This window comes from Roseomonas sp. CECT 9278, from assembly GCF_918698155.1.
In the GTDB taxonomy this organism is placed as follows: domain Bacteria; phylum Pseudomonadota; class Alphaproteobacteria; order Acetobacterales; family Acetobacteraceae; genus Neoroseomonas.
This window is the reverse complement of record NZ_CAKKLX010000051.1, coordinates 20,008-31,556: the sequence shown is the minus strand read 5'-3', so window position 1 is coordinate 31,556 and position 11,549 is coordinate 20,008. Positions and strand designations below refer to the sequence as shown.

Sequence of the window (11,549 nt, the reverse complement as noted above, 5' to 3'; positions counted from 1 at the left end):
CTCCAGGATCGCGGCAGGGCGGCGATCCGAAGGATGCGGCGGTTCGCGCAGGCCGGCTTGCCTGCGCGCCGGGGGCTGGTGCGCCGGGGGCGACGGGCGGGTGGGGCGCGGTCGCGCCGTGCGCTCCAGGATCGCGGCAGGGCGGCGATCCGAAGGATGCGGCGGTTCGCACCGGCCGGCGCGCATCATTCGCGGCCGCGCGGGCCGTCCCGCCCCCGCACCGGCCGGCGCGTGCCCATGATGGCGTTGCGCGCGCGCGGCGTGCGCCGCGGGCCCTCGGGCGGCGCCTCGGGCAGGGGGGCCAGCGCCGTCTCGCGCAGCCGCTTCGGCGCATCGAGTCCCAGCTGGTCGCGCAGCACCTTGGCGTTCACTTCCTCGACCGCGCCGCGCGGCAGGATGCCCAGCTGGAACGGCCCATAGGCGGTGCGGATCAGCCGCGTCACCTCCAGGCCCAGATGCGCCATGACGCGGCGGATCTCGCGGTTCTTGCCTTCCTTGATCGACACGGTCAGCCAGGAATTCGTGCCCTGGCGGGCATCGAGCCCGGCCTCGATCGGGCCATACTGCACGCCCTCGATCGTCACGCCACGTTCGAGGTTGGCCAGCGCCCTCTCGTCCACGCGGCCATGTACCCGCACGCGATAGCGGCGCAGCCAGGCATTCGACGGCAATTCCAGCTTGCGTGCGAGCGCGCCGTCATTGGTCAGCAGCAGCAGGCCCTCGCTGGTCAGGTCGAGCCGCCCCACGCTGACCAGGCGCGGCAGGCCGGGCGGCAGTTTCTCGAACACGGTGGGGCGGCCCTGCGGGTCGCGATGCGTCGTCACCAGGCCATCGGGCTTGTGGTAGCGGAACAGGCGCGTGCGCTCGGCCGCCGCGACGGGCTTGCCATCCACCGCCACGTGGTCGCCCGGCGTGATGAAGGTGGCGGGGCTTTCCACCACCTTGCCGCCGAGCGTCACACGGCCCTCGGCGATCATCTTCTCGGCGTCGCGGCGGGAGGCGACGCCGGCGCGCGCCAGCCACTTCGCGATGCGTTCGCCGCGCCGGGGGTCCTCGGCGTCGTCCTCGCTCACCGGCAGGCCTCCACGAAGGCGGCGATGATCGCCGGATCGCGCGGGTCCACCGCATATTCCGGGTGCCACTGCACCCCCAGCGCGAAGCGATGGCCCGGATGCTCCACGCCTTCCACCACGCCATCGGGCGCCAGTGCATTCACCACGCCGCTGCCGGCCGTCGCCACCGCCTGGTGATGCGCGGAATTCACCGCCATGCGCGGCGCACCGACGATGCGCGCCAGCAGCGTGCCCGGCGCGATCGCGACCTCATGCCCCGGTTCGGTGCGCGGGTTGGGCTGTTCATGCGCCAGCGCGTTCGCCACCTCGTCCGGGATGTGCTGCACCAGCGTGCCGCCGAAGGCCACCGCCAGCAGCTGCTGCCCGCCGCAGATGCCCAGCACCGGCTTGTCGCGCGCCAGCGCGGCGCGCGTCGCGGCCAGTTCGAAATCGGTGCGGCCTGGCTTCAGCGACACCTTGGGATGCGGCGGCCCGCCGCCCCACAGCGCGGGGTCGACATCAAAGGCGCCGCCGGTCACCAGCAGGCCGTCGATGTCGTCCAGATAGGCCTCGGCCAGCGCCGGTTCGTGCGGCAGTGCCACCGGCAGCCCGCCGGCCGCCACCACGGCCGAGAAGTAGTTCTGCCGCAGCGCATACCAGGGCAGCTTCGACCAGCCCCCGGCGGGTTCCGAATCCAGGGTGACGCCGATCAGGGGGCGGGTGCGCATGGCGCCAGATAACGAACCCGCGCGCGCCGTAGCAAGCGCGCGCACCAGGGCCGCCGCTCCGATCCCGCGACGCAACGGCTTTGCGCCGGGGGCTGGCGCGCCCGGCCGCACGATGCAAATGATCCTCACATGTCCCGGTTCGGCGAAAAGCGCGGCTACCACCACGGCAACCTGCGCGAGGCGCTGGTCGAGGCCGCCGTGCAGCTGATCGCGCAGCACGGGCCGGCCGGCTTCACGGTGGCCGAGGCCGCGCGGCTGGCCGGCGTCTCCCCCGGCGCCCCCTACCGCCATTTCCGCGATGCCGAGGCCCTGCTGGCCGAGGTCGCGCTGCGCGGCTTCGAACGCTTCGCGGAGGCGCTGTCGCGCGCCTGGGGCACCGGCGGCCCCGACCCGGTGCGGGCCTTCGAGGCGATGGGCCGCGCCTATCTCGATTTCGCCCGGCGTGAGCCCGCCTACTACGCCGCCATGTTCGAGACCCGCATCCTGCCCGAGGCGCATCCCGGCCTGGCGCTCGCCTCCGACCGCGCCTTCGGCGTGCTGCGCGACGCGACCGAGCGGCTGATCGCCCGCCTTCCCGAGGGGCAGCGGCCACCCGGGCTGATGGTCGCGCTGCATGTGTGGTCGATGTGCCACGGCATCGCATCGCTGTTCTGCCGGCCGGACCAGGCGCGCCGCAAACTGCCCATGGCGCCCGAGGAGCTGCTGGAGGCGGGGTTGCTGATCTACCTGCAAAGCCTGGGTCTGGGCGGCGGCAGGTAACGAATCGTCGCGATCGCGGATTCTCCTTGACCGCGCGGGCGGGTATCCTCAATGTAAATGTCGCTTGCATTTACATCCCTGCCGCATGAGGAGCCCCATGTCCGCCACCGCCTATCCGCCCGACGACGCCGCCTTCCCCAGCCGCCGCGAACGCCGGGAGCAGCGCCGCGAGCGCCGCTGGCGCGAGGAAGGCCGGGGCGAGTTCAATGCCTCCCGCTGGAGCCCCTGGACGGCGCCCAAGCCGGTCATGATCGCCGTGATGATCCTGGCCTTCATCCTGTTCTTCCCGGTGGGCCTGCTCATCCTGGGCTTCATGATCGGGTCCGGCCGGCTGGGCCGGCGCTGGGCGCACCGCTACGGCATGGGCCCGGAGGCCGGGCGCGGCTGGTGCAGCCGGGGCGATGGACGCCGCGACGGTTCCGGCAACATCGCCTTCGACGAATACCGCGTCGACACGCTGCGCCGGCTCGAGGAGGAGCAGAAGGACTTCGCCGCCTTCCTGGAGCGCCTGCGCTTCGCCAAGGACCGCTCGGAGTTCGAGCAGTTCATGACCGACCGCCGGTCGCGCCCCGCCGCGCCGCCGGCCGAGGGCGAGCGCCCCGCGCAGGGCTGAGCGCGCCGGGGGGGGGGGGCGCAAGCCTCCCGAGGACCTTCGAAGGGCGGGTCGGCTTGCGCCGGCCCGCCGTTTCATGTCGTGCCGACCGGGCCGCGCTGGCCTGTCACCGCACCAGCCGCACCTCCACGCCCAGTCCAAGCTCCGCCCAGGCGCGATCCGCGGTCAGGACCGGGGCGCCGCGCAGCATCGCGGTCGCCACGCACGCCGCGTCGCCCAGCGACAGCACGCCGCGATGGGCGGCGATGAGCGGTGCGGCGTGGGCCGCTGCGTCGGCGCCGAAGCGCAGGATGTCGGTCAGCGCCTCCATGGCCGGGACGCCGTGGCGGCGGCACAGGACCGCCGCGGCCTCGGCCAGGCTGACCGTGCTCAGCAGGACAGGAAGGCTGCCGGCGAAGGCTGCCTTGACGGCCTCGGCGCCAGCCTCGCCCAGGATCGGCGCGACCAGGGCCGAGGTGTCGATCACCAGGCCCACGGGGAGGCTCACGGACCCGCGTCGCGGGCCGCTTCTGCGCGACGCGCGGCGATCAGGTCATCGACCCCCGAGCGCCCATTGCCTTCGCGAACGGGCAGCGCGGCATACTTGGCGCGCACCTGCTCGATCGCCGCCATGCGCGTCAGGCCGCGCAGCTCGCCATCGACGATGGACAGGCGCAGCTCCCCGCCCTGCGGGATGCCCAGGGCGTCGCGAAGCTCCTTGGGGATGACCACCCGGCCGGAGGGATCCACCTTTACCGAGACGACGCCCATCTGCCGCATTCCATGCCAATCGCCACAGGTTCCTTCAGATGGCAGAAGGCTTCTGATTGCCAGAACGACCCAGGCTGGCAGGCCGACGCGGCGCGGTGTGTGAACCCGAACGCAAAACGGGGAGGGCCTTCGCCCTCCCCGCCCCAGATCTGGCGCGATATGCGGCGCCTTACGCCGCCTCGCTCTCCGCCCGGCGCGCATGCTTCTTGCGCTCATGCGGGTCGAGGTAGCGCTTGCGCAGCCGCACGGCCGAGGGCGTGACCTCAACGAGTTCGTCATCCTCGATATAGGCGATCGCCTGTTCCAGCGACATGCGCCGCGGCGGGATCAGCAGCAGCGCCTCGTCCTTGCCGGCGGCGCGGATGTTGGTGAGCTTCTTCTCCTTGATGGGGTTCACATCAAGGTCGTTGTCGCGCGAATTCTCGCCCAGGATCAGGCCGACATAGACCTTGTCACCGGGGTTCACGAACAGCGTGCCGCGTTCCTGCAGATAGAACAGCGCGTACTGGATCGCCTCGCCATCGGAATTGCTGATCAGCGAGCCGTTGCGGCGGCCTTCGATCACGCCGGCCCAGGGCTGATAGCCCAGGAACAGCCGGTTCATGATGCCGGTGCCGCGCGTGTCGGTCAGGAATTCGCCGTGGTAGCCGATCAGCCCGCGCGAGGGGATGTTGAAGGTCAGGCGCACCTTGCCGCCGCCGGACGGACGCATGTCCTGCATCATGCCCTTGCGGACCGACATCTTCTCGACGACCACGCCGGAATACTGCTCATCGACGTCGATCAGGCATTCCTCGTAGGGCTCTTCCTTCTCGCCCGTCTCGGGATTGTCGCGCGTGAGGACGCGCGGGCGGCCGATGGTCAGCTCGAAGCCCTCGCGGCGCATCTGCTCGATCAGCACACCCAGCTGGAGTTCGCCGCGGCCGGCCACCTCGAAGGCGTCGACTTCCTCGCTCACCTTCACCTTGATGGCGACGTTGCCCTCGGTCTCCTTCATCAGCCGGTCGCGGATCTGGCGCGAGGTGACCTTCTTGCCCTCGCGGCCGCCCAGCGGGCCGTCATTGATGCGGAAGGTCATCGCGAGCGTCGGCGGATCGACCGGGATGGCGGGCAGCGGGGTGGTCACCTCGGGTGCGGCGATGGTGTCGGGGATGGTGGCGTCCGACAGGCCGGCGATGGCGATGATGTCGCCCGCGCGCACTTCATCGACCGGCACGCGATCGAGGCCCGAGAAGGTCATCAGCTTGGTCAGGCGGCCCGATTCCACCACCGAGCCATCCTGGCGCAGCACGCGCACCGGCATGTTCAGCCTGGCCACGCCCTGCTCCACGCGCCCGGTCAGGATGCGGCCGAGGAAATTGTCGGATTCCAGGATCGACGCATTCATCGCGAAGGGCGCTTCGTCGTCCACCGTCGGTGCCGGCACATGCGACAGGATCAGGTCGAACATCGCCGAGAGGTCCTTGCGCGGACCTTCCATCGATTCATCCGCCCAGCCCTGGCGACCGGAGGCGAAGAGGGTGTGGAAGTCGAGCTGCTCGTCGGTGGCGCCCAGCGCGGCGAACAGGTCGAAGACCTCGTCATGCACCTCGTGCGCACGCGCGTCCTGGCGGTCCACCTTGTTGATGACCACGATCGGCTTGATGCCGCGCGCGAGCGCCTTGGTCAGCACGAACTTCGTCTGCGGCAGCGGGCCTTCCGCCGCGTCGCACAGCACGATGGCGCCATCGACCATGGACAGGATGCGCTCGACCTCGCCGCCGAAATCGGCGTGGCCGGGGGTGTCGACGATGTTGATCTTCACGCCCTTCCATTCCACCGCGGTGGACTTGGCGAGGATGGTGATGCCGCGCTCGCGCTCGAGGTCGTTGCGGTCCATCGCGCGCTCCGCGACCTGCTGGTTGGCGCGGAAGGCGCCGGCCTGGCGCAGCAGCTGGTCCACCAGCGTGGTCTTGCCGTGGTCGACGTGCGCGATGATCGCGACGTTGCGGATATTGGCGGCGCTCATCGCGCACTCCTCGTGTGCCGGGGCGGCCCGCCTGCGGGCCGCGCCTGGTTTCCCGCCTCACGCGGCAAGCCGCACCCCTGCCCCGGTCGTGGGCGGGCGGCGCGGCCGTCTGGCTGGCGGATGTTGCGCCGCACACATAGGGCGCCGGCGCCGGAATGGCGAGGAAAAAAGCACGGGCGCGCAAAGGCGCGGTTCCGTGCGCGGAAGAACCGCCGATCGGCCCCCCGCACCTGAGCAACGGGCGGCCGCGCGCGTCGCGCGCGGTGCGTTCGGCGCGCGTGGCGCCGGCGCTTCGCGCGCGGCCTTCGGCTACAGGCCCTGCGCGCGGACCAGGCTGGCAGCCTCGGCGATCAGCATGGCCGCGGTGGAGGTATCGCGGCGTGCGATCGCCGCCCGCGCCTCGGCCATGCGCGCCACCGGGCCGGCGCGGGTCGGGATGGTCTCCGTGCCCGCGATGGTCGAACGGGTCAGCGCCTGGGCCTCGGCGCGCTCGACCAGCTCATTCGCGAGGGCGAGGTTGCCCTGGCGGACGGATTGCTCGGCCTGCTGCAGCAGCTGGTCGATGTTGTGGGTGGAGGCGATGTCGGCCACGGCCGCGGTGCGGTCGCCGCCATTCAGCGGCGAATTGCCGCGAACGCCCGGTGCGGCGGGCGCCGCGGCGACCCCCGGGGACATCGGGCCCACGACGGGCGCGACAGGGGCGATCGGCGTGACCACGCCGGGCGGACCCTGCACGGCCATGGGCGCCGGCGAGACGACCGCGGCGGGCGGCGCCACGATGACGGTGTTCGTGCCCGGCCGCGTCTGCGCGAAGGCGGGCGACGCCGCGAGGCCCAGCGCCAGGACGGCAAGGCGGGTCGTGTTGGTGCGCAGCATAGGCGATCTCCCTTCTGAACTGCCGGTGCAACGCGCAAAGCGCGCGGACGTCGCGCGGCGGTTCGCGGGCGGGATCACATCAGCGCGATGCCCGGCGATGTGCGGGGATGTCCTGTGGGCGGGCGCAGCGCCGAAACCGAACCCGCGCCAGGCGGGCGGTCACGGCTGGACGCGGGTCGCTGCCCGCTGGATCCGCGCGCGTCGCGACGCGCCGGCTGAACGGGCAGAGACGCGCGGCGCCGGCCACCGGCGGCGCGACAATGCCGCCACGGCGATCGCGCTGCGCGGTGCGAGGCAGGCGGCCCATGAACGTCAGCTTCGCGTCGCGGACCCCACCGGCGGACGGACCGCCAGGGAAACCGCGGGGGCGACCGCGCCCGGCCCGCGCGTCGCGCGCCCCGGGCGACAGCGCGGCCTGCCGTCAGCCGCGCGTCTCGCGCGCCGCGAGCTGCGCGATCTGGTTGCGCATGGCATCCAGCAGCGCCGCGACGCGCCCGCCATTGCGCTGGATCACCGCCGAATACTCGCTGCGCGTGGTCAGGCGCAGCGACGTGCCCTCGGCGATCACATCCACCACGCGCGGCTGGCCACCGACCTCCGCCACCCGCCAGTCGAGCGAGAAGGGCGCGGCGCTCGGCCGTTCGATGATGGTGTTGACCAGCACGTCTTCCTCGGTGCGCTGCTGCGCGCGGCCGAGGGAGAAGCGCACGCCGCGATATTCCCCGAAGCGGGCCGACAGGTTGCGCACGATGATGTCGTCGAACAGGCGGTTGTATTCCGCGAGCTCGGCCGGGCTGGCCTGGCGCGTGTAGCGGCCCAGGATGAAGCGGCCGGTGCCCTCGATGTCGATGGCGCGGCGCAGCACCGCGGCCACCTTCTCGCGCCGCGCCGCCACGTCCAGCCGCTGGTCGTTGATGGCGGCGACCAGCTCGTTGCCGGCATCGCGCACCAGCGTGGTCGCGCGGGCGGGGTCGATCTCGGCATGGCTGGCCTGTGGCAGCACCGCCAGTACGGCCACGAGGGCGGGGGAGGCGATCAGGAAGCGTCGTTTCATGGCGTCCATATGGGAGGCTCCACGCGGATTCCGAGTCATCGGGCGGCCGGCGCGGGCGCGCGGGCGGGCCTGGGGGGCGGCGCGGCATCGGGCCCGCCGGGCTCGGTCACGCCCTGGCCGAAGCCGGTGACGCCCGACGGCCCCACCACCTCGCCACCCGGGCTTTCCTGGTTGCGGATCTCGAAGGCGCGGCGCTGCCGATAGGCCGAGCGCAGCGTCGAATAGGGGTCGAGCGAGGTGGCGCGCACCTGGTCGATCGGCTCGATCAGCGCCTCGCGCGTGTCGACCACCGTGAGGCCCAGGCGGACCCAGCCCGAGGCATCCACGAAGGCACCCTGGCCCAGCCACATCAGCGGGTTCAGCAGGATGTCCACGCCCTGCCCCGCCAGGTCGCGCGGCGAGGACGGGCCGAACAGCGGGACGAACATGTAGAAGCCCTCGCCGGCACCCCAGACCGCCAGGGTCTGGCCGAAATCCTCGGAATGGCCGGGCACGCCCCATTCGCGCGCGACATCGATGATGCCGCCGACGCCGATCGTGGAGTTCACCATGAAGCGGCCGAGCGTGATCCGCGCCCGGCTGATGTTCCCCTGCATGAGGTCGTTGGCGAGGATGACGGGCGCGCGGATATTGCCCAGCACGTTGCGGATGCCGGTGCGCAGGGGCTGCGGGACGACATCGCGATAGGCCTCGGCGACCGGCTGCAGCACGTAGCGGTCGGCGACCTCGTGCACCTCGAACATGGCGCGGTTGGCGGGTTCGAAGGGGTCGTTGGTCTCGCGGTATTCGGCCAGGCCCTCGGGGTCGTCGGCGGCGGGGCGGGTGGCGCAGCCGGCGGCGACCAAAGCAAGCGCCAGCGCGGCGCCGCGCAGGGTGATGGGCAGGAGAGGAGGCATCACGGCGAAATACAGCGTCCTTCCGGCGGGTGGAACCTGAATCCCAACGGGGCGCACCGGCGTCGGGTTGCATCGCAGTCTAGGGAGGGTTTGTGGCCGCGGCGTGAAGCGAAACGCGACACCGTGCAACGAAGTCTTGCGGGGCCGCTGCTGGCCGGGCATCGCCCATATGTGCTGGACATAAGGATATCTTTATCAGTAATTGTGCACACCCCGCGCTGGCGGGCGATGTGCCACGAGGAATGCGCGCGATGAACCATGCCCCGAGCGGAACGCTTGCCCGCTGGCTGACCGGGCCCCGGGTGGCCGGGCTGCCGGCGCCGGCCGAGCTGCCGGCCCCGCGCCTGTCCTTCGAATTCTTCCCGCCCAAGACGGACAAGCTGGAGGAACAGCTCTGGGCCTGCATCCGGCGGCTGGAGCCGCTGGCGCCGCGCTTCGTGAGCGTGACCTATGGCGCGGGGGGCACCACGCAGGAACGCACGCATGCGACGGTGTCGCGGCTGGTGAGCGAGACCTCCCTGACGCCGGCGGCGCACCTGACCTGCGTGGGGGCCACGCGCGACGAGGTGGATGCGGTGGCGCGGCGGTACTGGGAGGCCGGGGTTCGGCATATCGTGGCGCTGCGCGGGGACCCGCCGGCGGGGGCCAGCGAATACACCCCGCACCCGGGCGGGTATGCGCAGGCGGAGGATTTGGTGCGCGGGCTGCGGCGGATCGGGGCGTTCGATATCTCCGTGGGGGCGTATCCGGAGGGGCACCCGGCGGCGGTCTCGGCCGAGGCGGATCTCGATTTCCTGAAGCGGAAGATCGATGCCGGGGCAAACCGGGCGATCACGCAGTATTTCTTCGACACGGATGTGTACCTGCGCTTCCTGGACCGCTGCCTGGCGGCGGGGATCACGGTGCCGATCGTGCCGGGGATCCTGCCGGTGTCGAACTTTTCGCAGGTGGTGAAGTTCTCGGCGATGTGCGGGGCGAGCGTGCCGGCCTGGATGGGGAAACTGTTCGAGGGGCTGGAGGAGGATGCCGAGACGCGGCGCATGGTCGCGGCGGTGGTGGCGGCGGAGCAGGTGAGGTTGTTGCAGGCGAATGGGGTGGATGAGTTCCATTTCTATACGTTGAACCGGCCGGATTTGACCTATGCGATTGCGCATATCCTGGGGGCGCGGGCGAAGGTGGGGGCTACGGGTTGAGGGGGCTGGCGGGGCGGGGGTGAGGCTGCGGGTTTCGGACAAATTCCCGGCTGCCGGCGTGACAGGCGTTGTCGGCGTGACGCCTGGCACGGTGTGGCGCGTGCTCGTTTCGGACAAATTGGGCGTGGCGCGTTGGGGCGCCTCCCGGGACGCGATGACCGCCTCCGAGTAGCTTGTGCCGGTTTCGGACAAATGCGCCGCGGGTGCGTCAGCCGGGCCGCCGGGGGTGGTCCGGCGGGTGGAGCGGTCGGGGGCGGGATGGGCGCGATGGCGCATCGTCCGGGACCTCCTGGCTGGGGAGTTCCTACAATGGGACAGGTCGCCCGATCAAGAAAATATACCTATCGTCCGGTATCCCCGTCGGCAGGCCGGGCGACGGCGTGTAACCCTCACGGGTCAGATTTGCGCTGGGCCAGTGGCCGGATCGCCGAGAGATTGGGATTGGATCATTCCCGATCGTCAGCAATGGTCGCCGTTCCGTGAGCCGGGAGGAGTAAGGCATTCGATGGGTCGGCTCAGCATCGTCCGCAGCATCGCAATGCTTGCCCTGCTCGTGGGGGCAGGCTGTGCCGCTCCGGCGCCAGTGTCCACGGGCGGCGCGCCATCAGACCGGGACGTCTCCCGCCGTGTGTCCGAGTGCGAGTTCCGCGTGGTCCTGTCGGGCTGGCTGGGCACGCCGGACGCCACGGCCGACGTCGTACTGGACGCCGCGGCGACGATTGCGCGGCGGACCGGCGCGGCGACCGTCAACGGGACCTATGGCTCCGAGGAACGGGTCAACGACTTCCAAGCGCTCAATGCCATCGCGCGGCGCCATGGGGAGCGGGTGCGAGAGTTGTTGATCGCGCGTGGCGTGGTGCCCCAGCCGCAGCCTGCGATCGTGCTGGTCAGCCACCCGCAGGCATCCAGCAGCGGCGCGGGTATCTGGGTCTGTGCACGGGGCCGGAACGTCGAGAACGGCTGGCGGGAGCGCCCCTTGGACCCGCAGCATTTGGTTCGCACGAGGATCGGCGGGCGCAGCGGCGCCACCGTGCTCGCCGTGCCGATCGTCAATCGCGGGCCTTACACGTGGAACAATATCCCGTTGGCCGAAGACTCTATCAGCCAGTTCCAACTCGATCGCGCGGAAGATCCGGAGAGCTTTGCAGACGTCCAATTTCGCTGCTGGCAGTCAACGGGCGCCGATCCGGTCTGCGCGCGCCGCCGGGTGTCGCTTCAGATTCAGCTATGGAACCCGCCACCGGATCGCGCCGCAGAAGGTGGAACCGCTCGCATCGTTGCGCTGGTTCGCAGTGAAGTGCGGGCAGGCCCGGAGGATCGCCGGCTTTACCTGCTTCGCCGATGGCCAGAGGATCCGTCGAGCGCCGCCAATCTGACGTGCCGTTTCGCCAACGCGGCACAACGAAGCAATGCCGACGGCCCGGTCCGCGACCAGCTATCCTGCGACGGAGCGCTGTACATGAGGCGTCCACGCATTGCGGTGTCGATGTTCGGGTTCCGTGCTGACAGCGAGACGGAGGCCATTGCGATCCTGGATCGGGTGCGCCGGGACATCGAGCGCTTCGTGCGCGACGGCGCCGCATTGCAAGGCGGTCCGCCAACCTAGGCGTCTGGCGGAGC

Annotated in this window: 12 protein-coding genes; 4 read left to right on the top strand and 8 right to left on the bottom strand. The window is 71.2% G+C overall.

What is annotated here, in order from left to right:
• Positions 1 to 185: 185 nt before the first annotated feature.
• Positions 186 to 1,079 (bottom strand): pseudouridine synthase, encoded by an 894-nt coding sequence (locus LQ222_RS22500; protein ID WP_374202187.1) that lies wholly within the window; start codon positions 1,077 to 1,079, stop codon positions 186 to 188.
• On the bottom strand, positions 1,070 to 1,780 hold the full coding sequence (locus tag LQ222_RS22495; protein ID WP_230169094.1) for a gamma-glutamyl-gamma-aminobutyrate hydrolase family protein: 711 nt from the start codon (positions 1,778 to 1,780) through the stop codon (positions 1,070 to 1,072). Before LQ222_RS22495 ends, LQ222_RS22500 begins: the two co-directional genes overlap by 10 nt.
• 129 nt (positions 1,781 to 1,909) lie before the next feature.
• Here LQ222_RS22495 and LQ222_RS22490 point away from each other — a divergent pair, with 129 nt between their 5' ends.
• Both LQ222_RS22490 and LQ222_RS22485 read left to right on the top strand, forming a co-directional pair.
• Positions 1,910 to 2,539 carry a TetR/AcrR family transcriptional regulator gene (locus LQ222_RS22490; protein WP_230169093.1) on the top strand — a complete coding sequence of 210 codons (630 nt, stop codon included), beginning with the start codon at positions 1,910 to 1,912 and terminating at the stop codon, positions 2,537 to 2,539.
• 97 nt (positions 2,540 to 2,636) lie between these two features.
• The gene (locus LQ222_RS22485; RefSeq protein ID WP_230169092.1) at positions 2,637 to 3,152 is read left to right on the top strand and encodes a DUF2852 domain-containing protein; all 516 of its coding nucleotides are present in this window, start codon (positions 2,637 to 2,639) and stop codon (positions 3,150 to 3,152) included.
• Positions 3,153 to 3,258: 106 nt separating this feature from the next.
• On the opposite strand, the gene LQ222_RS22480 is transcribed toward LQ222_RS22485, so the two are convergent.
• The 6 genes from LQ222_RS22480 to LQ222_RS22455 form a co-directional block, all read right to left on the bottom strand.
• Positions 3,259 to 3,639, bottom strand: a complete 381-nt coding sequence (locus LQ222_RS22480; RefSeq protein WP_230169091.1) for a PIN domain-containing protein — start codon at positions 3,637 to 3,639, stop codon at positions 3,259 to 3,261.
• Positions 3,636 to 3,902, bottom strand: a complete 267-nt coding sequence (locus LQ222_RS22475) for an AbrB/MazE/SpoVT family DNA-binding domain-containing protein (RefSeq protein ID WP_230169090.1) — start codon at positions 3,900 to 3,902, stop codon at positions 3,636 to 3,638. The genes LQ222_RS22480 and LQ222_RS22475 overlap by 4 nt, the downstream gene beginning before the upstream one ends.
• Before the next feature lie 169 nt (positions 3,903 to 4,071).
• Positions 4,072 to 5,910, bottom strand: coding sequence for a translational GTPase TypA (gene typA / locus LQ222_RS22470; RefSeq protein ID WP_230169089.1), 1,839 nt, complete (start codon positions 5,908 to 5,910; stop codon positions 4,072 to 4,074).
• Positions 5,911 to 6,219: 309 nt separating this feature from the next.
• Complete coding sequence (locus LQ222_RS22465; protein ID WP_230169088.1) at positions 6,220 to 6,786, bottom strand: hypothetical protein; 567 nt, start codon at positions 6,784 to 6,786, stop codon at positions 6,220 to 6,222.
• A 421-nt stretch (positions 6,787 to 7,207) separates the two neighbouring features.
• Positions 7,208 to 7,840, bottom strand: a complete 633-nt coding sequence (locus LQ222_RS22460) for a phospholipid-binding protein MlaC (RefSeq protein WP_230169086.1) — start codon at positions 7,838 to 7,840, stop codon at positions 7,208 to 7,210.
• Between the two features lie 35 nt (positions 7,841 to 7,875).
• A complete protein-coding gene (locus tag LQ222_RS22455; protein WP_230169096.1) occupies positions 7,876 to 8,736 on the bottom strand; it encodes a VacJ family lipoprotein in 861 nt (286 codons plus the stop codon).
• Positions 8,737 to 8,987: 251 nt separating this feature from the next.
• On the opposite strand from LQ222_RS22455, the gene metF reads away from it, so the two are divergent.
• Together metF and LQ222_RS22445 are read left to right on the top strand one after the other, a co-directional pair.
• The gene (gene metF, locus LQ222_RS22450) at positions 8,988 to 9,929 is read left to right on the top strand and encodes a methylenetetrahydrofolate reductase [NAD(P)H] (RefSeq protein WP_230169085.1); all 942 of its coding nucleotides are present in this window, start codon (positions 8,988 to 8,990) and stop codon (positions 9,927 to 9,929) included.
• Between the two features lie 505 nt (positions 9,930 to 10,434).
• A complete protein-coding gene (locus LQ222_RS22445) occupies positions 10,435 to 11,535 on the top strand; it encodes a hypothetical protein (protein ID WP_230169084.1) in 1,101 nt (366 codons plus the stop codon).
• Positions 11,536 to 11,549 lie beyond the last annotated feature (14 nt).

Coding starts and splice junctions, on each gene's coding strand:
- LQ222_RS22495 (WP_230169094.1), bottom strand. CDS start 1,780: ATGCGCACCCGCCCCCTGATCGGCGTCACCCTGGATTCGGAACCCGCC.
- LQ222_RS22490 (WP_230169093.1), top strand. CDS start 1,910: ATGTCCCGGTTCGGCGAAAAGCGCGGCTACCACCACGGCAACCTGCGC.
- LQ222_RS22485 (WP_230169092.1), top strand. CDS start 2,637: ATGTCCGCCACCGCCTATCCGCCCGACGACGCCGCCTTCCCCAGCCGC.
- LQ222_RS22475 (WP_230169090.1), bottom strand. CDS start 3,902: ATGGGCGTCGTCTCGGTAAAGGTGGATCCCTCCGGCCGGGTGGTCATC.
- typA (WP_230169089.1), bottom strand. CDS start 5,910: ATGAGCGCCGCCAATATCCGCAACGTCGCGATCATCGCGCACGTCGAC.
- LQ222_RS22465 (WP_230169088.1), bottom strand. CDS start 6,786: ATGCTGCGCACCAACACGACCCGCCTTGCCGTCCTGGCGCTGGGCCTC.
- LQ222_RS22460 (WP_230169086.1), bottom strand. CDS start 7,840: ATGAAACGACGCTTCCTGATCGCCTCCCCCGCCCTCGTGGCCGTACTG.
- LQ222_RS22455 (WP_230169096.1), bottom strand. CDS start 8,736: ATGCCTCCTCTCCTGCCCATCACCCTGCGCGGCGCCGCGCTGGCGCTT.
- metF (WP_230169085.1), top strand. CDS start 8,988: ATGAACCATGCCCCGAGCGGAACGCTTGCCCGCTGGCTGACCGGGCCC.
- LQ222_RS22445 (WP_230169084.1), top strand. CDS start 10,435: ATGGGTCGGCTCAGCATCGTCCGCAGCATCGCAATGCTTGCCCTGCTC.